This is a genomic window from Pseudoalteromonas sp. OF5H-5 (assembly GCF_021530695.1).
In the GTDB taxonomy this organism is placed as follows: domain Bacteria; phylum Pseudomonadota; class Gammaproteobacteria; order Enterobacterales; family Alteromonadaceae; genus Pseudoalteromonas.
Genome location: NZ_JAKGBF010000011.1, coordinates 63,476 through 89,058 on the forward strand (window position 1 = coordinate 63,476; position 25,583 = coordinate 89,058).

Genomic DNA, 25,583 nt, shown 5'->3' on the forward strand with positions numbered 1-25,583 from the left:
AAAACCCCTTTCGTATAATAAAAGCAATTTTGACACTGGGGCTTTCCCCACCACAAATTAGGAATCTTTTGATGAAAGTAGGCATTATCGGCGCAATGGAGCAAGAAGTTACCATTTTGCGTAACACCATGGAAAACCCGCAAACATTGACCAAAGGTGGCTTTACTTTTTATACCGGCAAACTGGCTGGTCTTGACGTAACGCTTGTACAGTCTGGCATTGGTAAAGTGGCAGCAACAGTTGCGACAACTTTACTTATCGACAACTTTGCGCCAGATTGCGTGATCAACACGGGTTCTGCAGGTGGCTTTGAACCATCACTAAACGTCGGTGATGTGGTGATTTCAAATGAAGTACGTCATCACGACGTTGATGTTACTGCATTTGGCTATGAAATTGGTCAAGTTCCACAAATGCCGGCTGCGTTCACTTCGCACACAAAATTGGTTGAAGCTGCAGAGCAAAGCGTACATGCGCTTGAGGGCATTCAAACTATGATTGGTTTGATTTGTACGGGTGACTCGTTTATGTGTGACCCAGTGCGCATCGATAAGGCGCGCGCAGACTTCCCTACGATGTTAGCAGTAGAAATGGAAGGTGCGGCAATTGCGCAGGCTTGTCATTCTTTAAACACGCCATTTGTTGTGATCCGCTCGCTATCTGATATCGCCGGCAAAGAATCACCGCAATCATTCGAAGAGTATCTAGAAGTCGCTTCTGTTAACTCTTCTAAAATGGTGATGGCACTACTTAATAAGCTGGATAAGGTTACGCTTTAGTGCTCGACAGCTTGCTTCAGGCCCATGAGGGCCTGATCATTTTCTTACTGGCGATTTTTGCCAGCCTAGGGGTAAGGTTATCAACACTTTATCACCCTAATCTTATTCTTAGCCTTATATTTAAAGCGATTGCCGAAAAAGTTTATCGCCCCAAAGCGGCTTCTAGTTATCAACTGTTATCAGGCACACTGGGATTCCTCCTCCCTATATTAACCATCACCGTATTAACTTATGCGATTATTAGCTTTGCTTTTTATCCTAATTGGCTCGGTGGGCTGGTGTTGTTTTTATGCTTAGATATTAGCCATGAAAGCCGTGCTAAGCGTATTTCCGCGCTGATAAAGTCAAAGCAAAAAGTAACCGCAAGAGCCGTGTTGCAAGGAATGGTAGCAAGAGATGTAGAGAAGCTAACAGAGCTTGGTATTTGTAAAGCCACCATAGATAGCACCGCATTAAATACCCTGCGCCATTTTTTTGTCATTGCTTTACTGTATCTAATGGCAGGCCCCTATCTCGCGCTATTTTATAAACTGTTACTGCTATGCGACCATGCTTGGCGGCAAGTAATGCCCCCCTCAGCCCGTTTTATGACAAGCCTTTCCCGCGTGATTTGGCTCGTTGAGTTTGTACCCATTCGATTATTAATTACCTGCTTTTCGTTGCTACTTAGACCAAAGCAAACTTGGCACTACATTAAATACTACGGCCGTCACTTTAGCCAAACGAATACCGGATGGGCACTGAGCTTTTTTGCCGCAAATTTACATACACAGCTCGCAGGGCCGCGCTTTTATTTTGGTGAACGTTATGATGTGATGCGGGTAGGTGCAAAAGCGCAACCCTCAGCTGAGCATATTCAGCATTTACTCGGGCTACTTAATCAAATGCGCTGGCTATTTATTGCTACTTCCGCCTTACTGCTTGTGATTATAAATTTTGCTAGCTTAATGTTGTAACAACCACAAAAAAGGCCAGTAAAACACTGACCTCTTCGGCTATAACAAGTAGATTAGCTTGTTTAGTTTACCGTAACTTTCGCAAACTTACGCTTACCTACTTGGTAGATTTCACAAGAACCTTTCGCAACTTCTAATTTTGTGTCTGTTACTTTATCTTCGCCATTTAGCTTAACCGCGCCTTGCTTGATCATGCGCATCGCCTCTGAAGTACTTGCCACTAAACCGGCTTCTTTTAGCAAGTTAGTGATAAACGTGCTTTCACCCTCAATAGTTACGGTGACTTCAGGGATCTCATCAGGTAAGGCATTTTTTTGGAAACGCTTGATAAAGTCTTGATGCGCCGCTTCAGCGTCAGCTTCACTGTGGAATCGAGCAATCATTTCTTTTGCAAATTCAATCTTAATGTCACGAGGGTTGCGGCCGCCTGCAACTTCTTCTTTAAGTGCAGCGATATCATCCAGTGTTTTTGCGCTTAACAATTCGTAGTAACGCCACATTAAATCGTCAGAAATCGACATCACTTTACCGAACATGTCGTTTGGCGCATCAGTAATACCGATGTAGTTACCTAGTGACTTAGACATTTTCTGTACGCCGTCGGTGCCTTCAAGTAGCGGCATCATCAGTACTGTTTGCGGCTTTTGCCCTTCGTCTTTTTGTAGCTCACGACCCATTAATAGGTTAAAGCGCTGATCGGTACCACCGAGCTCAACATCCGCCTCTAATGCAACCGAGTCCCAACCTTGAACCAGTGGATATAAGAATTCGTGGATTGCGATTGCTTGGCCATTTGCATAACGCTTTTTAAAGTCGTCGCGCTCAAGCATACGTGCCACGGTTTGACGTGCAGCAAGCTTGATCATACCGGCTGTACCTAGCTTTTCCATCCACTCAGAATTGAATGCGACTGTGGTTTTGGCAGGATCAAGGATTTTGAAAACCTGTTCTTTGTATGTTTCTGCATTTGCCAGTACATCTTCACGAGTGAGTGGCTTACGAGTTACATTTTTGCCCGTTGGGTCGCCAATCATACCGGTGAAATCACCAATCAAGAAAATCACCTCATGGCCTAAGTCTTGAAAGGTTTTCATTTTATTGATTAGCACTGTGTGCCCTAAATGCAAATCAGGCGCTGTTGGATCGAAACCCGCTTTAATACGTAGTTTTTTACCTGACTTCAGCTTTTCTTTTAATTCATCTTGCAACAGAATTTCTTCTGCACCACGGCTAATCTCTGCAAATGCAGTTTCTAAATCCACTATTCTCACTCCAACAGCTATAACTTGTAATCGCTCGATTCTAGCCTATATTTATCCGAGTTTAAATGCACAAAACGCTGGTATTACGGGTTTATTACGTATATCCTGCAATATTATCTACAATAATTCTTGACAGCAGAAAAGGCGCATTATGGTTCATGTGGTTCATAAGCTCCCCAAAAAGCACAAAGTGCTCATCATCGGCTTCCTATCTGCGATGGTCGGAATTGCCCTGATCCCCTCTGAAAAAGCAACAGCTTCAAAAGATAATGACGGAAAAGCTTTAGAAGTTGGGAAACGTTACGAGTTGCCAGTAAAAATATCAGAAAAAACAGAGCAACTTACTGAATTAGATGCAGCGCCAGTCATCACGCCTGAGTCTGCCCCTAAACAACCTGTATTTGAATTTAAAGACCACGAAGTGAAGTCTGGCGACAGCCTAGCCGTGATTTTTAAACGCGCAGGTTATTCTGCCAAAACGTTACACAATCTGGTCAATACCAACGCAGAAACCCGCAAGCTGACTAAAATCCACCCGGGAGAAGTGCTTAGCTTTGCTAGCAATGATGGTGGTGAATTAGCTCAATTAAAATACATCTTGTCAAAAACGGATACCTTATTGGTCACCCTAAACGACGAGGGTAGTTACGAAACCAAAATCGAAAGCAAAGAAATCGAAAGTCGCGAAAAATCAGCAGGTGGCGAGATCAGTTCCAGCTTCTGGAGCGCCGGTATTTCAGCGGGTCTTAGCGAACGCCAAATAATGAACTTCGCCGATATTTTTGGTTGGGATGTCGACTTTGCAAACGATATTCGCAAGGGCGACTCTTTCGCATTAGTGTTTGAAAAGCACTATGTAGACGGTGAAGAAATCGGTAATGGTAAAATTATTGCTGCCGAATTTATCAACCAGGGCGAGCGTTACAGCGCGGTTCGTCATACTGATGACGAATTCTATACCCCTGAAGGCCGTAGCATGAAAAAAGCCTTCTTAAGAGCACCGGTTAACTTCAAATATATCAGCTCCAGCTTCAATCCGCGTCGCCTTCACCCTGTGACTGGCCGAGTATCGTCTCACAATGGTATAGACTATGCGGCACGCGTAGGCACGCCGGTGGTTTCCTCTGGTAACGGTAAAGTACTAAAGTCTGGTTACAATAAACTCAATGGTAATTATGTGTTTATTCAGCACGGCAGCAAGTATGTGACTAAGTACTTACACTTGAATAAGCGTACTGTTAAGACAGGTCAAAAAGTGAAGCAAGGGCAGAAAATTGGTACTGTCGGCTCAACTGGCCGCGTAACAGGTCCTCACCTTCATTATGAGTTTTTGGTGAACGGCGTACACCGAAATCCTAAAACGGTAAAACTGCCAAAGTCTGAACCATTACCTCAGTCTGAGCTCGCTAAGTTCAAACCCATTGCAGATGCGATGCTGGTAAAACTAGAGCGCAATAGAGAGTTAATGCTTGCAGCAGCAAACAAAGACTAAAAACTAAAAGGTAGCCAAGGCTACCTTTTTACTATGCAAGATAAAAATGCTAGATAAAGCTTATTTTTGATTAAACAAAGCAAGTGCACTATTAGTCATCGCTCTAACTCCAGTTGCGATGGCGATAGGGTAATCTGGCGCAAAGTGACTAGAATGCAATGAAGGTAAAGGCTCTCCGCTTTTGTGTGCCGCATCGAATACCGCTTGATTAACACCACCTAGCCAAAAAATTGTAATTGGTACATTGTCGTCAGTACGGCCATATAAACCGAAATCTTCACCAGCCATCACCGGCTGAGATTGTTCAACATTTTCTGCACCAATTTCCTGCTTAATAGCGCTAGTTACAAACTTAGCCAACTCCGGATTATTATACGTAGATGGAATGCTTTCGCTTTCATGAACGATAACCTCAGGCACAAGACTGTCCTCCAATCCTGCACTTTTTGCTATGCCTGCAGTCAAGCGTTTGATCGCCGCAATTTGTTGCTCACGCACATCCGGATTATAAGAGCGTAGCGTCAGTTGAAGCTTCACTTCGTTTGAAATGATATTGTGCTTAGAACCACCGTGAATAGAGCCTACAGTGATCACCGACGGCTCTAACGGAGAGATCTCTCGTGATGTAATGGTCTGTAGTCCTAGTACAATTCGAGATGCTAGTGCCACAGGGTCGATGGTAGTATGTGGATAGGCTCCATGCCCCCCTTTACCCTTGACAATGATGTCAACTGAGTCAACATTCGCCAATGCATAACCCGGTGCGATCGCCACTTTACCGGCAGGAACCGCAGCACTTACATGCAAACCAAGCACATGATCGGGTTTAGCAAACTGAGTATACAACCCTTCCTTCAACATCGCTTTTGCGCCGCCACCCACTTCTTCAGCGGGTTGAGCAACTAACATCAATGTACCTTGCCACTTTTCCTTGTTAGCCATTAGCTGTTTTGCCGTACCGATTAAACTGGTCATATGGATGTCGTGACCACAACCGTGCATCACACCAACCAAATTCCCCGCATCATCTTTCACTTTAACTTTTGACGCGTACGACTTCCCTGTTTCTTCAATAATTGGCAAACCATCGGTATCGGCTCGGATCATCACCGTTGGACCATCACCATTTTTCAGCATGCCAACAACACCAAAGCCACCCACATTTTCAGTCACGTCATAACCAAGTCTGCGCATTTCATCCGCCAAACGCCCTGCTGTTTTTTCTTCTTTATAAGAGAGCTCAGGGTTTTGATGTAAATGTAAGTACAAAGACTCAAGCTCAGGCATAGACTCTGCAACTTGTTGTTTCAAATTGGCATTCGCATGCCAAGACAAAGTGACAATGAGGCCTAATACCAAGGGAGATAAGCGCATAAGATAGACTCCTTTTTGTTTCTTTCAGGATGCGGGTTTATTGGGGGAAAATCAATCATATTTATATTTTAATCCTTTCTATTTTACCAAGTTTTGCTACGCTTAAAGACACAACTTAAGGAACCTTCATGCCAGAGATTAACATTAATATCAGTGATTTAGAGCCAGGTATGTTTGTTGTCGGTGTGACAAAGCAGACAGGCTCAGTTGCGATTAAAACCAAAGGCTGGGTGAGAACGAAAACAAGCATTACAAAGCTACAAAAGAGTGGTGTTTTAGAGGTAACGGTCGATCCCAGTAAGCGCCTTTCAGAACATGACCCTCACGACGAACCACCTCATGATGAAAATATAGAAGAGCCGCATAAACCAGAGCATGATCCATGGCAGAGCAAGTGTAGTGTTGATGCAGAGATGCAACATGCAGTGACACTTTACGACGAAGCAAAAGCAATTCAAAGCAAAGCGTTTGCGGATATTAAAGCGGGTAAAGCGATAGAAATAGAGGCTTTTAAAGCAACAGCAAGCGGCTTTATTGACTCCGTATTTCGCAATCAAGATGCACTATCCTGTATCGCGCGGATCAGAGAAAAAGACGCCTATCTATTGGAGCACTCTATTAATGTTTCTATCTTAATGGCTATTTTCTGTAAGCACCTAGGCTATTCGAGAGAGTTAACCGAGGAGATGACCACAGGCGCGCTACTCCACGACATTGGTAAGATAGAAATTCCCGACGATATTTTACATAAGCCTGGAAAATTGAGCCTCGATGAGTATCACATCATGAAGTCTCACGCTAAATACAGCTTTGATATTTTGCTCAATGCAGGTCTTGGACGAGTTGCTTGTGAAATAGCAGGCTATCACCACGAGCGCCTAGATGGCACAGGGTATCCTTATGGCAAAACTGCGGACGAACTTCCTCAGCATGTGAGAATGGCAGCTATCGTTGATGTATATGACGCATTGACCGCTGAGCGCGTCTATAAAGAGGGCATGACACCAATTAAAGCGTTTAAGTTAATGCGTGAAGGCTGCCCTCACCATTTTGACGAACAACTACTAAGCCGGTTTATTGCTTGCATTGGCGTATACCCTGTGGGCACTTTAGTAAAACTCACTAGTGGTAAGGTCGGTGTTATTGCCCAAAGCAATCCCAAAACGCCGCTAAAACCCGTTGTTAAAGTGTTTTATCACGCTAAGCACATGCATTACATTGAAGTTCAAGATATCGATTTAAGCGCGAAAAAAGCAAACGATGAGCTAGAGTCAGCGATCAAGCCCGAAGAATTCAAGCTTGATCTTATTCGGTTTTTTAAACATTCAATGCTGCCTTAATATGAAGGCAGCCAGTCCTCCATTGCCTCAAGGCTGAATTCAATACCGTCGAAATCAAAACGTGTTTGCTCTGGTGTAATTTCTACAACGGTCAAAGCCCCTAGACTATCACCCTCATATAAAGGTCTATTGTTTATTTTTATCCACCGCTCATGGGAGTCGGTAGCATAAATATGTGCTTGATAGCGCAGGCTTGGAATACTATTTTGCAATTGGGCAGGCAGCAGCGCGATGGGCGTAGCTGAAGCAGACTCCTTAGTAGTAGCAAGCACCTCAGGCTCTTCATGCGGTGCTGTTTCTTTTACCGCCTCTGCAAAGGCTTTTTTAAGTTCTTCTGATACCCCGGCAAGTTCATCATCTTGTGGTTTTGGCTTAGCGCCAAATACACGATAGCCCGCGTACTCCCCAGCCGTTTGGACTTCTCCTGGAGATAAGTCTTGAGTAACCTGATTAGGTTGAATGACATCCGATGTAGGGATTGACACGACAGGTACAGCTTTAACAGAGTCTACCGGTACCAATTGTTGTTGATATAAAGGCTTGCCTTGGTTATCAACGCCAATTTGCACAGACACCCACTGGAAGTGCTGCTCAGGCTCAGCAGTTTGTGCCTCTAGATTAGAATTAACAGTGTTGTTTGTCGCTGAAGTAGTCGCTGGTGTACTCACTTCTTGACTAGCAACACTAGCCTTTTTCACCTGCTGATTATTCTCCACCGCAAGATCTGTAGAAAGCTCAGCTTGCTCTTCTTTTTTCGCCTCCACTTTAGTCGTTACTGCTGGTTGCACTTCTACTGGGGTCGTTATCTTACCGATATAATACCCCGCTCCAAGTGAAGACAAAGACAAGAGACCCGCACCGGCATAGGTAACGAGCTTTTTATAGAAAATGAGTTGGGCGTCTTGGCGTTGACTCAAATAATCCTGTTCGGCATCTGCACCTTGCTGCGACTGTTTCATAGCTCTTGTTAAATACGACATGTTTCCCTCTACACCAATTTTGCCAAACCAAAGCCCGCAACAAATAACATACCAAGCCAAACCGAAAAAAATAATGGCACGCGACTCTTTTCTTGGCTTGCAACTGGCACTAAATTAGTGGGTAGCGCCTCCTTTGCTGCTTGAACAGCGATTGCTTTCGTTACCTGAGTTTGCGATGCCGAGTATGCCCCTAATAAACACCTGTCGGCCAACAAATTTATTAATCTTGGGATCCCTGCTGTCACTTGATGTACATAGGCTACCGCATCATGGTGGAACAAAGCTTGCTGACAACCGGCTTTTTGCAGACGATGCTGTATATAAGCAAACACTTGCGACTCGCTAAGTGGCAGTAAGTGATAACGCGCCGTGATCCTTTGTGCTAATTGCCGCAGCTCGTTGCGCTGCAACAAATGCTGTAGCTCTGGTTGACCCACTAATACTATTTGTAGCAATTTTTTATGATCTGTTTCAAGGTTAGTCAGCAGCCTAAGCTGTTCAAGTACCTCCGGTGCTAAATGCTGAGCTTCATCAATGATCAACATTGTATGACCACCACTATGATGGTTCTCTAACAATCTATGCTTAATCACATCGGTAAGCGATTTTAACGTGGCGTTGTTGCTGTCATAGTCAATTTCCAGCTCATCACAAATCGTCGCAAGCAGTTCAAGCTCCGATAGCGATGGGTTAAGTATAAAAGCAACCTTCGTTGATTCAGGCAACTGAGCCAGCATACTCCGTGTAACTGTGGTTTTCCCCGTACCAACCTCACCAGTCAGTAGTACAAAGCCACCCGCGTCACCCAACCCATAGGTTAAATGTGCAAGTGCTTCCTTGTGACGTTCGCTAAGGAATAAGAATTCAGGATTTGGTGCAATCGAGAAGGGTTTTTCAGTTAACCCAAAATAGCGTAAATACACGACTTGTCTCTTTATTGTTATGATGCGCTCTATAATGGCAAAATCCGGTTCAAGATAAAACCTTGAATCGCATAAAATGGAATATAGCAAATGAAAATCTATCTCGTCGGCGGTGCAGTTAGAGATGAACTGCTAGGGCGCCCAATAAAAGAAAGAGATTATGTGGTCGTTGGCAGCACACCAGAGCAAATGAGTGAGCTGGGCTATCAGCAAGTTGGCAGCGACTTCCCTGTATTCTTACACCCCATCACAAAAGACGAACACGCTCTTGCGCGCACCGAGCGTAAAAGTGGTCAAGGATACACTGGGTTTATTTGTGATTTTGGCCCAGAAATAAGCTTGGAAGAAGATTTACTTCGCCGAGATCTTACCGTTAATGCAATTGCTAAAGATGATGATGGTTCGCTTATTGACCCCTATGGCGGTCAAAAAGATTTAGAAAACCGAGTATTACGCCATGTCAGCAGCGCTTTTAGTGAAGATCCACTTAGAGTGCTGCGAGTAGCGCGTTTTGCAGCTCGCTATAAAGAATACAACTTCACCATTGCAACTGAAACTTGGCACCTTATGCAAACCATGGTCGCTAACGATGAATTAAAAACCTTAACCAAAGAGCGTATTTGGCTAGAAATAGCAAAAACAATACAAGATAACGGATTAGGACACTTTCTAAATACGATCTCAGCGTTAGGTGCACGTGAATTTGTTTCTCCATACATCCCAGAGTGGGATCAAGCAGCATATGGAAAATTTCAAAGTGCACTCTCTAGACTTGAAAAGAATGATGAGTTGGATGGATTAGCACAATTCAGCCTTGCCTGTTACTTTTCGGGTACTTGCTTGATTCAGTTAGAGCAAGCAAAACGATTTAAAGTGCCTAATATTTACTTAGAAAGCAGCAAAGAGCTTATCGCAAATCTCGATTTATTGAGCAAAGAAAGTAAAACCCCTGATGAATGGCTTATTATCTTACAAAATATAGACGCATGGCGCAGACCTGAGAAACTAGAGCGCTTTTGTTATATTTGTAGCAAGGTAAGTGATAATTTACGTGCTCTTTGTGACAAACTTACACAGAACTTTTTAGCAACTCGCAACATCGATGTACAAGAGATCATTGCAGACGGCTACCAAGGAAAGGCTATTCAAGAGCAGCTCAAACTCAGACGCTTAAAAGCTATGCAAAATTAGCTATTTTCCATAAAGAGATAGGTTGATTTTCGGCCTATCTAAAAAAGTTCCCTGTCGAATTCCCCTCAAAACATCAAGTGCTCACTTTTAGCACAGCAAAACCCACATAAAAATTACAATTCCAGCTACAAAAAAGCTTAAATTTCAAACTGAAACTTATATCATTTCTATCAAATTTAAATTTATTGTTCTCAAAACAATAACAGCATTTGTAAACACTTACTAACCGTAAATAAAAGATGACACAAAGAACCAACATAACCAACTGATTATAATAAAGAAAACCAAATAAGGAACAACAAAATCACACATTACACCTTTTTTAAACATCATACACATTTAGACAAAACCCATATTTAACAATTGTTTATGGTAAAAACGCAGCACCTATATTGCGATATGTCGCCTTCCAAAGTATGGAAAGGGTCGGCCATCGTTATAAACAAAGTAAATAAGGGTCAAAATGTTGAAGAAGTTAAATCTAGTTACCGCTGGAATCCAAGTTGCTTTAGTCGCTGGTGCCGTAAGCAGTTCAGTAGCTGTTGCAAACGAACAAACAGAAGCTAAATCAGTAGAGCGCATTCAAGTTACCGGTTCACGAATCAAACGTGTGAACCTAACTTCACCTACACCAGTTACTGTAATTGGTGGTGTAGAGCTTGAAAACCAAGGCATCACCAACGTAAATGACCTTTTAGCTGAAATGCCTCAAGCTAGTGTTGGCCTATCTCCTGAAAATACCACCAGCTACATCTATGCGTCAGGTTTAAATACTACTGATCTGCGTGGTTTAGGCTCAGAACGTACACTGGTATTAGTTAATGGCCGTCGCTTTGTACCAGGCTCTGTTGGTGACACTGCGGTAGATTTAAACAACATCCCTACTTCTATTATTGAGCGTGTAGAAATCGCAACAGGCGGCGCAGCAGCAGTCTATGGTGCGGACGCTGTCGCTGGTGTTGTAAACATCATTACCAAGAAGTCATTTGATGGCGTAGAAGTTGATATCTCCACCGTGAAGCCTGAACAAAGTGGCGGTGAAGATTACTCTTTCTCAATTACTGGCGGACAAGAGCTAGACAAGCTTTCATTCATTACCTCGTTGAATTATACGAAAAACGAAAGCTATGCAAAGCTTGACCGCGATTTCTACAGAAATTCAATGCGATCGATAGCCAACCCTTCTGACACAGGAAGCAAAGATGGCATTCCTGGGAATATCGTACTAAACGGTCAAACGGCCCTCGCTAGATATTCTGAAAAAGGTGATTTCTTTGCTATCGCTCCGGGTGCAGATAAAACTCGTGATGTATATTTAAATAACCACTTTGCATTTCAAGAAGATGGTTCATTACAACCATTTAACTATGGGTTAGGTTTGATCCCAGATCCAAATTCAGCTATTTCAGACTTAGCTGCTGGCCGCTACTTCCACGATGAATACAACAAAGGTGATGGTGTATTTACTCAAGGATCAAAAAGTTATTTTAGAACACCTCTAGAGCGAGTAATCGCTTCTGCGTATGGTACTTACGAACTGAATGATGAGCATGCTCTGACATTTGACGCAACTTGGTCAAAAACAGACTCGACAACTGAAAGCGGTCCAACATTCTTCGCCTATAAGATCTATCGTGATAATGCCTTTGTGAGCGATGAAATGGGCAATATCATGGATAGCGTAGAATACAAAGATAAAGATGGTAATTTAGTCAAAGGTATTGATAGCGTAACTTTATATCAAGCGAACTCAAACCTTTGGGGTGACCGTAACTACGAACAAGAGCGTGAAGTCTTCCGTTCATCTATTGGTGCCGAAGGGATTATCAATGATGATTGGAGTTACAGTGCCTATTTCCAATTTGGCCGCGTAGAGCAAGATACAACTTGGACAGGTGAAGTTCTTGAACAAAACTTACTAAACGCAGTTAACTCAGCCGTTATCGATGGTCAAACTGTATGTGTAGACCGTGATAGTAAAGGTAAGATCATTGGCCAAATCGCAGGCTGTGTACCATTTAATCCTATGGGTGCAACATCAGCAACTGCAGAGCAAATGGGTTATATTTCGACTGTAGCGACCCGTTTTGCAAGACATGATCAAGCTGTTTTTGCAGCCACCGTCGATGGTATTCTATTTGAGCTTCCTGCTGGTTATGTGAGTGCTGCATTTACCGCCGAGCACCGTCGCGAAGTTGCTGAAAAGACACCATCTGAAAATATGGAAAAAGGCTTAATCTTCGGTAATTCTAGCTTACCAATGCATGGTGAAATTGAAGTTGACGAGCTTTCAATGGAGCTATCTGTACCATTACTCGTGGACGAATTTCTTGCATTAGACTTAACATTTGAAGGTGCATATCGTTATATGGATTATTCAGTGACTGGTGGAGATGATGCTTGGAAGCTAGCACTTAATTGGGGTATAACTGAAGAGTTAAGACTACGCGTTAACCGTTCAAAATCAGTCAGAGCACCGAGCTTAGGTGATCTATTTGCACCATCATCAACACAATACAGCTCTGGCCGTGCTGACATCTGTCGTGCTGACAGCATTAAAAAGCTAAGTGACGATTACAAGTACAAACAAAACATTATTAGAAACTGCCAAGCTGACGGCTTACCAGAAGGCTGGATGCCTTCTTCAGAATGGCTTGCGGGCGGCAGTCTTGAAGGTTCAATCGTTGGTAACACCGAACTTAAGAACGAAGTGTCTAATGACTTAACTGTAGGTCTTATCTATACACCTGAATTTATCGAAGGTCTAGATTTTACTGTTGATTATTGGTCATTCGAAATTGACGGCGCAATTCAATACTTTGGTCGTGCAGACATAATCAAATACTGTTATGAAAGTGAATCAATTGACAACTTATTTTGTAAAAACTTAGTTCGCGGTGAAAATGGCGATATTGAACACTTCTATCAACGCCCAATTAACTCTGCACAAATAGTAAAGAAAGGTTACGATCTAGAGTCGGCATATCGATTTGATGCCATGAGTGGTGAGGTTGCTTTAAAATTAGCCGCGACTTACATTCAAAAAGACACTCAAAACTCAACAGGCCGTGCTGACGACTTACGTAGCTTTACTGGACTAACTGATGATTCACCACGCTGGAAAGGCCGTTTTACAGCGGTGTACTCGCAAGATGAATCAGTTTACGCGTTAACGGTTAATTACCGCCATAGTACGGTTGATGACAAAGATTGGACTATTGAAGCTAATAACTTCAACGAAGTTTCATCATATACAACTGTGGATTTCATGTATAAGTCATACGTGTTAGAGGATTTACAACTTCGTCTAGGTGTAAGTAACCTATTTGATAAAGAACCTCCTCGTACACCAGCAACATTCGACTCAGGCGAGTTCTATGATGTTAATGGTCGTAGATTCTCAGTAGGTATGAAGTATAACTTCTAATCTTCTTTAGAATTTGATTCAAAAAAAGCCTCCTTTTGGAGGCTTTTTTACGTTATCCCCACCTTTTATCTTATTTTCGCCGCGATTGAGCAAACTTGAGTATTCACCTCCCCCTGCTTATGATTTAATACTCATGTTAATTTTTTTGTCATTAAGATTTCGTGTAGCAAGGCAGCTAGTTATCCATGAAAACAAGCAAGTTAAGTATTCGACTCCTTTGGTATATCACCCCGCTTGTGATATTACCCTTGCTGTTTCTTGGCGGATTTACGCTCACGAATGTAACTAGCTCAACGCAAAAACAAGCCAAGCTCATTGTTAGTCGTTTCGTTGAACAACAACAGCAGAAGATGTTCAATTATATTGAGATCTACCAGTCCACGACAAAACTGCTTTCAACTTCTCCCGTGCTCAGTGATTTTCTTAATTCGGCCAACCTTGAAAGGATGGAAAAAACCAAGCGTTTAGGTGCACTGATGGATGTATTTGCCAGTTATAGTGAAGCCTACCCTGATATCATTAGTATCAATCTTTTATCTCCCAATGGCAGAAGCTCCGCATTTTACTCTAGTAACTTAGGGGGAGCACCGAACCTTTATCCCTTTGCCAAACAAATCATGCAAAGTAACTTACGCCAACATCAATTTATGGTTGCCTCAAGTGCAGGTACGCAACTGTATTTTGTCCAGCAGATCTACAGTGTAGATTACGAACTTAAGCAGCCTAGACAACAAGGCTATATCGTCGTACAAGTTTCTCCCTCTCTCTTAAGTACTAGCATACTTGAAGCTCCGTATGATAATACGCTAAACCTCTTGGTGAGCATTGATGGTGAGGTATTATTCAGCTCAGATACAAATCTCATTGGCCACTATTTAAGCGCCAGTGAAATAGAAAAAATAGGCTATATTGCTGATCTTGGGCAATTAGACTCTACCGTTATTCATAGCATTGATAATGTAGAAAGGATGACCTACAGCGCGCAACTAAGCGGTGGCTACTTTTATATTTCAACGATCCCTAAGTCGCTACTTTACCGCTCTGGTAAAACTATTAGTCTGATCACAGCATTGATCGTTATTCTATCTGTCGTTACATTGCCCATTTTGATTTTTATCGTGGTCCGCAACCTGTTGCTCAACCCCATAGAATTACTGGGAGAAGCGAGCCACCGGGTCGGAGATGGTGACCTAATGGTGGCGCTACCAGAGCATAATAGTGACGAAGTTGGCATTCTTTTCAGAGATTTCAACCATATGATCGGCCAAATTCGGACCTTTCAGCGAGAGCTTGAGGATTACAAAGAGCACTTGGAAGAGAAAGTTGAAGACAGAACCAAAGAATTAGAAGAAACTAATAGCAAGCTAGAAGTTGCTATTGTAGAAGCCGAGCAGGCAAACCAGCTTAAAAGTCGCTTTTTAGCTAACATGAGTCATGAGATACGTACCCCGCTTACCGCTATTATGGGGTTTACCGAGCAGCTTATACAGAATCCTAATTCTCCTGCCTCAAAACAGCACCTAGACACAATTTTAAGAAACTCTAAACACCTTTTAGAACTTATCAATAATATCTTAGACCTCTCTAAAATTGAGGCTGAGAAACTAGATGTGGAGGAATCAGAGGTCTTGGTAATGCCACTCATCAATGATATTGAATCCATCATTGAGCCGATGACGAATGAAAAACTACTGAACTTTTCCACAGAATTTATTCTACCGTTGCCTGACAAGCTTTACACCGACATTACTCGCTTAAAACAAATCTTGCTTAACATCGCAACAAACGCGGTGAAATTTACTGAGTACGGTGGCGTTCATTTAAAGGTGGAGTTTAGACCAGAATCTGAAAAGTTTATTTTTAGTATCAAAGACACCGGAATTGGCATGTCGCAAAATGAGCTAGAGCGCGCATTTAAGCCTTTTGAGCAAGCTGATACAACAACAACTCGGCGCTTCGGTGGCACAGGGCTAGGTCTTTGTATATCAAAGAATCTAGCACAACTGCTTGGCGGTGACGTAAATGTTCAAAGCCAACAAGGCGCAGGTAGTCTATTTTCTGTTGAAGTCTCGGGTAATTTCAAAGAGCGCTCTTACTCTTGGCTAAACGCACTTGAGCGACCAAGACAACCGGATAACAGTAAAACCCATATTGCAGCAGTAAAAGAGCTTGATGCCAAAGTGCTTGTTGCGGAAGACAATCCCGATAACCAAGAGCTTATTACGCTGCTACTGTCTAACTGGGGCATAGTTCCTGATATTGCTAATAACGGTGCTGAAGCGGTTGAAATGGCGCTGGTTGAAGACTATCAACTGATCTTAATGGATATGCAAATGCCAGTCATGGGTGGTGAAGAAGCAACGCAAATGCTCAGACATGCCGCCTATGATGGACCAATCATCGCACTTACTGCCAACGTAATGAAACACGACATAGACAACCATATTAAAGCAGGATGTGATGCCACTCTTGGCAAGCCGATAGATAAAGAATTGCTAGGTAAATTACTACTAGAGTACCTTGAACTTCAAAATGGCAAGTCCTCTTCATGGGATGCCTTGTTACAAACCGAAAAGTTCTTACAAATAAGCCGAAATTACGTTGAAAAGCTACCGTCACAGCTAGTTGAGCTGCAAAAGCTTTATGATACACAGGAATGGGAATCTTTAAGGGCACTAGCACATAGTATCAAAGGCAGCGCGGGTTGCTTTGGCTTTATGAATATTCATGAAGCCGCAGGGGAACTAGAAACCAGTTTGCAAAAAACACAAAACAGTAATCGCCATTACTATTTGCTTAAGCTCACTGAGGCTATGCGCTACACCCTATCGATAGACCAGCCCACGGATAATAGTCACTTAGGCTAATGGTAAGGCCATGAGCATTGCGTCTTCACGACCATGAGTGCTCGGGTAGTAGTTTTTTCTCAAGCCCATTTCGACAAAATCATAGCGATGATATAACGCGATTGCTGAAGCGTTTGACGCTCTTACTTCAAGGAAGATATTTTCTGCCTGCAAGGTCTCTGCTTGCGCTAACAAATCTTCCATTAATGGCTTCGCGTAGCCCTTACCTTGGTAATTAGGACGAATACAAATATCCATCAAGGTTAAGTCTGGGCCCGCACGCTCTGCAACGTAGAAACCCACTAGCGTATTACCATCAACAATAGCTGTATTAAAGTAACGACCATGAAGGCAAGACTGCATGGTTTTCTCACTCCAAGGAAAAGCATTACAGGCTTGTTCTACTTGCATTATTTCATTAAGTGGAAATTGTAGTAAGCCACCTTGCTTAACTTGCATCTTGTTGACTCCAGATTAATTGCCACAACTCACGCTTTTGAGCCGTACTTAGTTGTGCACTTGGCAAACTCAATTGGTTATCCTGAAGTGCAATCGTGTTACCCATGACAACCTCAATTTTTCTACCCATTGCCAATTCAAAGTCCTGCAACAAAACAGTCGGTAAAGCTATTTGCTGAAGCTCATTCACATCAGTAGCAACAACTGCGTTGGGATCAAGATGTGCAAATGTAGAATTTAGCTTTAGCGGTACAATATCAAGAATATCTGCGTAAATCGGATTCATGGCTAAGCAGTTTAATTTTTTAAGGAAGTTTACTTTGAAAAAATGCGAAGTGCAAAATAAGAAGTGGCAGGGGCGGCAGGACTCGAACCCGCAACCATCGGTTTTGGAGACCGCTGTTCTACCAATTGGAACTACGCCCCTGCAATGTCGACGCATTATAAAGCGCTTTTTCGAAAGGTAAAGTGAAAAAATCACTTTTTTGATTCAACTGCTTCTAAAACAAGCAAAATGGCGAATATTTATCATATTGGCCATTTTCTTAAGCGGATGCTAACTCATTTTAGAGTCATTATTCCCGCTCGAATATCAATGAGCAGGAAATAAATCTATATAACAGCTAGTTAGAAAAGCGCTCGTTATCACTACCATCATCTATACCATGCACAGAATTTTTTTGATTTTTTGCTGTTCGTCGACGTTTTAGTTCAGTTTTGGCCTAGACGGAGAATTCTTGTATATCACGACGAAGCTCTTATATCTCTTCAACACTCAGCCGTCGCGGACCCGAGGTAACCCTATCCATCTTGTGCCTCCAACTGATCACCACACACTTTAAGTGGTTCGTCAAACAGAGAGTTACCAGCAGAGAACTTAGAGGATATTTTTTGATTATTTTTCATACACACCTTGAAAACCATCAATACTGCTCAAAGATCACACAACGAGGAATAACCTCGTTAAATAAAAGGATCAAATCATGGGTTTGAAACCAGGGCCAAAACCAAAAGCCAAATCAACTGGCAAGCCAGATCAACGTCGACGTGACAACAAAAAAACTCCAGGAAACACTCCAGGCCTAAAGCCGAGTAAATCCTCGAGCAAGTAACTCTACCTCAATATCGGGTCAGTGTAAGCGGTACTGACTCTTGTTGCTAAAACCCGCTTCTGCCCCAAAATGAGTTTTGAACCAAAGTTCAAACATTGAATATCAGTTAACTTTGACATACATATACTAATAGCAGATTATGAGCCTAGTTGAGCACTTATGATTATTCAGACATGTTCTGCAATTTATGAGTGGAAGGAAGAATGAGACCTCTAGAACAGTATGGTGCTGCTATGGTGTCTATATTTTCTGAAGATATTATAAAGACAATGAAGGAAGTTATAAATTGACAACATCATTAAGAGAACAAGCTTTAAAATTTGGTAAAATTAAAGAAGTTGACGGTGCCGCAATTATACTTCATGCAGATGTTCTAGAGCGCGAGTTTCAAAGTATAAAGCACTGCGCTGAGGTTGGTGCTTATGTTAACTGTGGCGGAGCGCACGGTAATACAATTTGTACCATAAGCAAAGTTCAGATCACTGAAGTTGAGAGAACAAAAAGATCAAATGATGGGCTTGAAATTGTTAGGGAAGAGAGGAAAGTAGTAACGCTCTCAATATTGGGTTGTGCTATCAATGGTAAGTTTAATCGAGGCACCAAACGTCTTCCCACAATAAATTGTGATACATATTTTCTTAGCAGTGACCAAGTAAACCAATTAATAGGCATAGACCTAAATGAAGACAAAGAGCACTTTTGTGTTACTGATCCAAACGATGACGATCAAACGTATTTAAACTTAGATAAGCTAATGGGGCGGCATACCGCCATATTAGGTACTACAGGTAGTGGTAAAAGTTGCACCGTCGCATCGATAGTTCAATCAATATTATCAAGCTATGAGTGTCCTAGAATATTGTTTTTTGATATTCATAATGAATACCCTTCAGCATTTGGCTATAACGATAAAGCACCAAACGAAGACTTTAAAAATAGAACAAATGCAATTCCTTGGAATGATTTTACACTTCCATACTGGTTTTTAGATTTAGAAGAGTTCTTCGGTGTTTATAATCTTGATCCTGGTTCTAATCAGAAAGCTATAATAAAAAGGCTTATAACGAAACAAAAAGAAATAGAAGCTAAAAAGCAAAATATCGATGGTGTAGTTGTTTCTGCAGACACACCAATTTTTTTCAGTATTGATACTCTTTTAGATGAAATAATAGCTGAAAAGGATTCTCAAAATAATGCTACTAATAAGAAACCATATGAGAGTATTATTCTTAAACTCCAAGCTGTACGTCATGATACTCGTTACTCATTTCTTCATCGAAAAATTGATGATGAAACATCAATAGTCGAATATTTTGAATTTATTTTAGGCTTATCTGAATCTGAAGCATATTTAAACATATTAGATTTAAGTGGCTTGCCCGCAGAAGTAAGAGCTGTTTGTGTTGGCGTTATTTCAAGATTATGTTTCGACTTTAAATATTGGGATTTAGACCCTGAAAACATCCCTCTTAACTTAATACTAGAAGAGGCTCACACCTATATTCCAGAAGATAGCGATTCAAAGTTCAATATAGCAAAAGAACGAGTTGAGAGAATTGCAAAAGAAGGGAGGAAGTATGGTGTTGGTTTGACCGTTGTTACTCAACGCCCATCAAATGTTTCAACAACTGTCTTATCTCAATGCGGAACATATATAACCCTTCGACTTACCAATGATCTAGACCAAAACAAGATTAAAAGGTTGTTGCCAGATACATTAGCTGGTCAAGTTGACTTCTTACCTAGTCTTAGAGACGGTGAGGCATTTGTTTCTGGAGACTCAATTAATTTACCAAGAAAAGTTCAATTTAGGGTGCCTAACCCAATGCCTAGAAGTAATGACGTTAGATATCATAAATCTTGGAAACTAGGGAAGCCTGAAACCTATTCTTTAAAAGCTTTAGTTGACTCTTGGCATAAGCAGGACAAATCTAAATGAAGATTGACTCTATAAAACTTTGTGGTTGGCGCTCATATGATTTAAATGGCGTTTATATAAGCGGATTAAAGTCGATAAACCTAATTATTGGACCAAATAACTCAGGAAAATCTAATTTGGCCAAATATTTTAATTACTTAAAAAGTATAGCTAGTGAAAATCTGACTACTGGAACTGCGATTTCAGTTGCCACTGAACTTGATGAAAGCCAAACATGGGGTTGGGGAAAGGAGAAAATTAACTGTGAAATTTCACTTTCAAACGATAATATCTTCACGGAAGATGATAAAGTTTCTTATACGGCAAATGAGAATAAAGTTACGCTAGATTGCTACCATGATGTTAGTTCTAATATATCTGTTTTAAACATGAAGGTTAATCGTAAGCCGATCTTCAATGATAGTAATTTAATCTGTTCTGATTTGGAAGCAAATACATGGATAGACCCGACAGACGATGTAGCAGGGTTTAGTGATAATGAATTTTATTGGAGAAGCTTCTTAAATTCATTGGTGTTTGTTGACCCTATTCGACATTACTCGCGCAATTCGAATAATGAGCAAAGATACTATTTTGATGGCGCAAAAATTATTGAAGAACTTGATAAGTTAAGACTCGACAGAGCAACTCCATCAAACTGGGCTGGATATAAAAAACAAATTAAGCAGTGGCTAACTGATATTTTAGCTGAGGAAGTAACTAATATTGAAGTTGTAGATAAGGATTTAAATCTTGAATTTGCATCAGGGCTATCCTTTTCTTTAGATCAGTTAGGTACTGGGGTCTCTCAAATAGTAATGTTGCTATCACACCTTTGGATTAACAAGGAAGTCAATTTAAACGTTTTTCTCGAAGAACCCGAAGCCAATTTACACCCAGAAGCAGTAGTTAAACTTATAAGTATTTTTGAGAAAGAGCTAAATAATCATAGATTCTTTATTACTACTCATTCTCCATCCCTTATTGACTGCCTAAATGAAAACTGGGCTGTATACAGAACTTTAAAATCGCCCAATGGCGCAAGCTCAATTACCCCAAATGACAATATAATCAAGTATTATGAAACATTAGATTCATTGGGCGTAAAAGCTTCTCAAATACTTCAATCTAATACTATTTTATGGGTTGAAGGGCCTAGTGATAGGATTTACTTGAAAAAATGGATTGATATATATTCTGACGGAGAACTGAAAGAAGGAAAAGACTACTCCTTCTTGTACTTTGGTGGTACAAACTTAGCCTCTTTCACAGTACTAGATGATATTGGTGAAAATCTAATTAATATTTTTAGCACCAGTAGGAAGGCATGCTTGATTGCCGATTCTGATTGTTCTTCGCAAATAGACCGAGATGATGAGGGTTTTAAAGCATATCTAAGCTCTATGTTGAATAGACTTCGAACAGCCAATGCTAATAATGCTGGTTTAGATTCAACATTAGATGATTATGTCAAAGTGTGGATTACGGAAGGTCGTGAGATTGAGAATTATATTTGCAAAGATTTACTCTTTGACATTTTAACTAGCCAAGGTTTCAAGCGTGAATCAATTGGCAAGCGAAATAACCATAAGAAACTGTCGTTAAAATCAACTCAAGCTTCAGACTTTATATTCAAAAAATTTGATTCATTCGATAAAGCTATTTCCGATTGTTATCAATTTGATGATAATACTCCGCTAGATGCCCTTTCATTGAGTAATATTGCTTTAAGTTATGCAAGCAAAAAAGTACCTATTGCTAAAGCGGTAGTCGATAAGCTCGATAAAAAACACTGTTCGATTCTTGACCTAGAAAATAAACTGAAAGATTTAGTTGATTTTATTCGGAAATAGTTCGGTTGGAATCGGCCATTTAACAAGGCCATTAAGTTGGATTCGTAACAGCTTGCTCGGTTCCACTTCGTTTCACATTTTAGCAAGCTATTACTCACCACTCATAACGGAGTTAATCCATAGAAATTTTTATACGAAACTGACGAGCTAGAGTTAATGCTTTAACTCGGATATGTCCAAAAACAAGTTACAGCTTCACCATAATCGGTTTGATATATGTGAAGTGAGGTGCTGTGTAGCCACGGCCTCCAAAAAATAGCAGGCCAGCATCACTATAAACATCACTGCGAAGAAACCACATACCTCCGCAAGGTTTTTTAGGAAAGTAAAAATTCATAAAAAAGGCCAGTCAGAAATACTGGCTGGCCTTTTATTAATCTAACGAAAGCTAGGTTAGGTTTTTACAACCAAGCCTATTCCCACTCGATTGTCGCTGGCGGCTTACCTGATACATCGTAAACCACGCGAGAAATACCATCAATTTCATTGATGATACGGTTTGAAACGTGGCCTAGTAGCTCGTATGGTAAATGCGACCAACGTGCTGTCATAAAGTCGATAGTTTCAACACAACGTAGTGAGATCACCCAATCGTATTTACGTGCATCGCCCATCACGCCAACAGAGCGTACTGGTAGGAACACGGCGAATGCCTGAGACACTTTGTGGTATAGATCCGCTTTATGTAGCTCTTCAATGAAGATAGCGTCAGCACGGCGCAGTAAGTCACAGTATTCTTTCTTGATTTCACCAAGCACACGAACACCAAGACCTGGACCTGGGAACGGGTGACGATAAAGCATGTCATATGGTAGGCCAAGCTCTAGACCAATCTTGCGAACTTCGTCTTTAAATAGTTCACGTAGTGGCTCAACCAGACCAAGCTCCATATCTTCAGGTAATCCACCCACGTTGTGGTGAGATTTGATCACGTGCGCTTTACCGGTTTTTGATGCTGCCGATTCGATAACATCAGGGTAAATTGTACCTTGTGCTAACCATTTTGCATTCACACGTTGGCTTGCTTGCTCATCAAATACATCAATAAAGGTGTGACCGATTGCTTTACGTTTGTCTTCTGGGTCGTTTAAGCCGTTAAGCGCATTAAGGAAACGATCTTCAGCTTCTACCTTGATAATGTTCAGACCAAACTTATCACCGAACATATCCATTACTTGCTGGCCTTCGTTCAAGCGCAGTAGGCCATTATCAACAAATACACAGGTTAGTTTGTCGCCAATTGCACGGTGAATAAGCATTGCAACCACTGACGAATCAACACCACCAGATAGGCCAAGGATAACTTCATCATCCCCTACTTTCTCTTTGATACGCTCAATTGCATCTTCAATGATTTGCTCAGGCGTCCATAGTTTTTCACAACCACAGATATCAATTGCAAAACGCTCTAGTAAACGCAAACCTTGCTGAGTATGCGTTACTTCTGGGTGAAACTGTACACCGTAGAAGCGCTTTTCTTCCCAAGACATTGCCGCATGAGGACAAGTATCCGTTCTCGCTGAAGTTTTGAATGTATCTGGAATTTTAGCAACTTTATCGCCATGGCTCATCCACACGTCTAGGTAACCAGCACCATCTTCGATGTGATCTTCAATCGCTTCAAATAGCTTACAGTCGCCTACTTTCTCTACTTTTGCGTAGCCGAATTCTTTTTTATCTGAGCTATGTACCTGACCACCAAGCTGCATTGCCATCGTCTGCATACCATAACAGATACCCAGTACAGGCACGCCTGCTTCGAATACATAATCTGGTGCTTTTGGGCTACCTTCAAGCGTCGTTGACTCTGGGCCACCTGATAGAATGATACCTTGAGGGTTGAACTCACGGATTTGCTCTTCTGTCACATCCCAAGCCCAAAGTTCACAGTAAACACCAATTTCACGTACACGACGTGCAATTAGCTGAGTGTATTGCGAACCAAAGTCTAAGATCAAAATTCGGGAATCGTGGATATCTTTGCTCATTGATAATCTCGTTAGTTAGGAACTAAACAGGATAAAGCCGCATTGCGCCTCTATCAAAAGTAATAAGGGCTAGCAACTTGCTAGCCCAGAAACACGCCTTGAGGCTTAACCCATACGGTAGTTAGGCGCCTCTTTGGTGATCTGCACGTCATGTACGTGAGACTCACCCATACCCGCAGAAGTCACACGTACAAACTGCGGCTTAGTATTTAATTCTTCGATGGTTGCACATCCAGTTAAACCCATTGCACTGCGAATACCACCGATCTGCTGATGGATAATCGTTGCGATCGGTCCTTTGTATGCTACGCGACCTTCAATACCTTCAGGTACTAGTTTGTCAGCAGCATCACTCTTCTGGAAGTAACGGTCAGATGAACCTTCTTTTTGGTTCATCGCACCAAGAGAACCCATACCACGGTAAGACTTGTAGTAACGGCCTTGGTATAGTTCAACTTCACCAGGAGACTCTTCAGTACCCGCCAGCATTGAACCCACCATTACACATGCAGCACCAGCAACTAGCGCTTTTACGATATCACCAGAGAAACGGATACCGCCGTCGGCAATCACTGGAATATCACGACCTTTTAGGCCTTCTACTGCATCTGAAATCGCAGTAATTTGTGGTACACCACAACCTGTAACGATACGAGTAGTACAGATAGAACCTGGGCCAATACCCACTTTAACGGCGTCTGCACCAGCATCAGCCAATGCAATTGCGCCTTCAGCTGTTGCTACGTTACCTGCAACGATTTGTAGTTCTGGATAAGTTTCGCGCGTCGCTTTAACACGGTCAATAACACCTTGAGAATGGCCGTGAGAAGTATCGATTAGTAGTACATCAACACCCGCTTCAACCAAAGCAGCAATACGCTCATCAGTGCCAGCACCAACACCAACAGCAGCACCAACACGAAGACGGCCTTGCTCATCTTTACATGCATTTGGTTTATCTTGCGCTTTTTGGTAATCCTTAACGGTGATCATGCCTTTTAGTGCAAATGCGTCATCAACCACTAAGATTTTTTCGATACGGTGTTCGTGCATGAGGCCAAGGATCTCTTCACGAGATGCGCCTTCTTTTACTGTCACTAAGTCATCTTTCTTAGTCATTACCGTTGAAACTGCTTTTTCTAGCTTAGTTTCGAAACGCATATCACGGCTAGTCACGATCCCTTCCAGTTGGTTGTTTGCACCAACAACCGGGAAACCTGAGAACCCTTTGTCCTGTGCAAGTTCCATTGCTTCTGCAATCGTAAGATCAGAAGTAACTGTCACAGGGAAAGAGATAATACCCGCTTCATACGTCTTAACTTTACGCACGTTGCGAGCTTGCTCTTCGATAGTCATGTTTTTGTGGATAAAACCAATACCACCTTCTTGTGCCAGAGCGATCGCTAAGCGCGCTTCTGTCACTGTATCCATTGAAGCGGAAACAAGCGGTAAGTTTAATTCAATCCCACGAGTCAAACGCGTTTTCAGGTTTGCTGTGTGAGGAAGAACAGTTGAATGAGCTGGTACTAAAAGTACGTCGTCAAAGGTAAGGGCTTCTTTTGCAATTCTTAGCATGTTCGCGGCTTCTCTCAAGTGAACTGAGTATAAGGAATTGCGTGCGAATTTTATCAGCGTTCCTTATGGGAGTAAATAAAATTTAGCAAAAAATGTGATAAAGTGACT

18 protein-coding genes and 1 tRNA gene are annotated in these 25,583 nt (G+C 41.8%); 10 read left to right on the forward strand and 9 right to left on the reverse strand.

Features of this window, described 5'->3' with window-relative positions:
• The first annotated feature begins 71 nt into the window (after positions 1–71).
• Together mtnN and L1271_RS16135 are read left to right on the forward strand one after the other, a co-directional pair.
• Positions 72–779 (forward strand): 5'-methylthioadenosine/S-adenosylhomocysteine nucleosidase, encoded by a 708-nt coding sequence (gene mtnN / locus L1271_RS16130; RefSeq protein ID WP_102057447.1) that lies wholly within the window; start codon positions 72–74, stop codon positions 777–779.
• Positions 779–1,735 carry a cobalamin biosynthesis protein gene (locus L1271_RS16135; RefSeq protein WP_235368288.1) on the forward strand — a complete coding sequence of 319 codons (957 nt, stop codon included), beginning with the start codon at positions 779–781 and terminating at the stop codon, positions 1,733–1,735. The genes mtnN and L1271_RS16135 overlap by 1 nt, the downstream gene beginning before the upstream one ends.
• A 62-nt stretch (positions 1,736–1,797) precedes the next feature.
• Here L1271_RS16135 and tyrS read toward each other — a convergent pair whose 3' ends face one another.
• Positions 1,798–2,997, reverse strand: a complete 1,200-nt coding sequence (gene tyrS / locus L1271_RS16140; protein ID WP_102057449.1) for a tyrosine--tRNA ligase — start codon at positions 2,995–2,997, stop codon at positions 1,798–1,800.
• A 151-nt stretch (positions 2,998–3,148) separates the two neighbouring features.
• Between tyrS and L1271_RS16145 the strand changes: the two genes are divergently transcribed.
• On the forward strand, positions 3,149–4,489 hold the full coding sequence (locus L1271_RS16145) for a peptidoglycan DD-metalloendopeptidase family protein (RefSeq protein WP_235368289.1): 1,341 nt from the start codon (positions 3,149–3,151) through the stop codon (positions 4,487–4,489).
• Positions 4,490–4,549: 60 nt separating this feature from the next.
• Here the strand turns inward: L1271_RS16145 and L1271_RS16150 are convergent, their stop codons facing one another.
• Complete coding sequence (locus tag L1271_RS16150) at positions 4,550–5,863, reverse strand: M20 metallopeptidase family protein (protein WP_235368290.1); 1,314 nt, start codon at positions 5,861–5,863, stop codon at positions 4,550–4,552.
• Positions 5,864–5,991: 128 nt separating this feature from the next.
• On the opposite strand from L1271_RS16150, the gene L1271_RS16155 reads away from it, so the two are divergent.
• On the forward strand, positions 5,992–7,203 hold the full coding sequence (locus L1271_RS16155; RefSeq protein ID WP_010605973.1) for an HD-GYP domain-containing protein: 1,212 nt from the start codon (positions 5,992–5,994) through the stop codon (positions 7,201–7,203).
• Here the strand turns inward: L1271_RS16155 and L1271_RS16160 are convergent.
• The gene (locus L1271_RS16160; RefSeq protein ID WP_235368291.1) at positions 7,200–8,183 is read right to left on the reverse strand and encodes a general secretion pathway protein GspB; all 984 of its coding nucleotides are present in this window, start codon (positions 8,181–8,183) and stop codon (positions 7,200–7,202) included. The genes L1271_RS16155 and L1271_RS16160 overlap by 4 nt on opposite strands.
• Positions 8,184–8,191: 8 nt before the next feature.
• The gene (locus L1271_RS16165; RefSeq protein WP_174169761.1) at positions 8,192–9,106 is read right to left on the reverse strand and encodes an ExeA family protein; all 915 of its coding nucleotides are present in this window, start codon (positions 9,104–9,106) and stop codon (positions 8,192–8,194) included.
• 90 nt (positions 9,107–9,196) lie between these two features.
• Between L1271_RS16165 and L1271_RS16170 the strand changes: the two genes are divergently transcribed.
• The 3 genes from L1271_RS16170 (at position 9,197) to L1271_RS16180 (ending at position 16,591) form a co-directional block, all read left to right on the forward strand.
• On the forward strand, positions 9,197–10,297 hold the full coding sequence (locus L1271_RS16170; protein WP_235368292.1) for a tRNA nucleotidyltransferase: 1,101 nt from the start codon (positions 9,197–9,199) through the stop codon (positions 10,295–10,297).
• 463 nt (positions 10,298–10,760) lie between these two features.
• Positions 10,761–13,724, forward strand: a complete 2,964-nt coding sequence (locus tag L1271_RS16175) for a TonB-dependent receptor domain-containing protein (protein WP_010605969.1) — start codon at positions 10,761–10,763, stop codon at positions 13,722–13,724.
• A gap of 185 nt (positions 13,725–13,909) precedes the next feature.
• Positions 13,910–16,591, forward strand: a complete 2,682-nt coding sequence (locus L1271_RS16180) for an ATP-binding protein (protein ID WP_235368293.1) — start codon at positions 13,910–13,912, stop codon at positions 16,589–16,591.
• Here L1271_RS16180 and rimI read toward each other — a convergent pair.
• The 3 genes from rimI to L1271_RS16195 all read right to left on the reverse strand — a co-directional run bounded on the left by rimI (position 16,583) and on the right by L1271_RS16195 (position 17,456).
• A complete protein-coding gene (gene rimI / locus L1271_RS16185; RefSeq protein ID WP_235368294.1) occupies positions 16,583–17,029 on the reverse strand; it encodes a ribosomal protein S18-alanine N-acetyltransferase in 447 nt (148 codons plus the stop codon). The genes L1271_RS16180 and rimI overlap by 9 nt on opposite strands.
• On the reverse strand, positions 17,019–17,315 hold the full coding sequence (locus tag L1271_RS16190; protein ID WP_235368295.1) for a hypothetical protein: 297 nt from the start codon (positions 17,313–17,315) through the stop codon (positions 17,019–17,021). The genes rimI and L1271_RS16190 overlap by 11 nt, the downstream gene beginning before the upstream one ends.
• A 64-nt stretch (positions 17,316–17,379) precedes the next feature.
• Positions 17,380–17,456, reverse strand: a tRNA-Trp gene (locus L1271_RS16195).
• A 556-nt stretch (positions 17,457–18,012) separates the two neighbouring features.
• Here L1271_RS16195 and L1271_RS24745 point away from each other — a divergent pair.
• The 3 genes from L1271_RS24745 (at position 18,013) to L1271_RS16205 (ending at position 21,912) form a co-directional block, all read left to right on the forward strand.
• Positions 18,013–18,141 (forward strand): hypothetical protein, encoded by a 129-nt coding sequence (locus tag L1271_RS24745; RefSeq protein WP_010374643.1) that lies wholly within the window; start codon positions 18,013–18,015, stop codon positions 18,139–18,141.
• Positions 18,142–18,427: 286 nt separating this feature from the next.
• Positions 18,428–20,080: an ATP-binding protein gene (locus tag L1271_RS16200; RefSeq protein ID WP_235368296.1), complete on the forward strand. Its 1,653-nt coding sequence runs from the start codon at positions 18,428–18,430 to the stop codon at positions 20,078–20,080.
• Positions 20,077–21,912, forward strand: coding sequence for an ATP-dependent nuclease (locus L1271_RS16205; protein WP_174169756.1), 1,836 nt, complete (start codon positions 20,077–20,079; stop codon positions 21,910–21,912). The genes L1271_RS16200 and L1271_RS16205 overlap by 4 nt, the downstream gene beginning before the upstream one ends.
• Positions 21,913–22,325: 413 nt before the next feature.
• On the opposite strand, the gene guaA is transcribed toward L1271_RS16205, so the two are convergent.
• Positions 22,326–23,900, reverse strand: a complete 1,575-nt coding sequence (gene guaA / locus L1271_RS16210) for a glutamine-hydrolyzing GMP synthase (protein WP_010607640.1) — start codon at positions 23,898–23,900, stop codon at positions 22,326–22,328.
• Between the two features lie 105 nt (positions 23,901–24,005).
• A complete protein-coding gene (gene guaB, locus L1271_RS16215; RefSeq protein WP_102057463.1) occupies positions 24,006–25,475 on the reverse strand; it encodes an IMP dehydrogenase in 1,470 nt (489 codons plus the stop codon).
• Positions 25,476–25,583 lie beyond the last annotated feature (108 nt).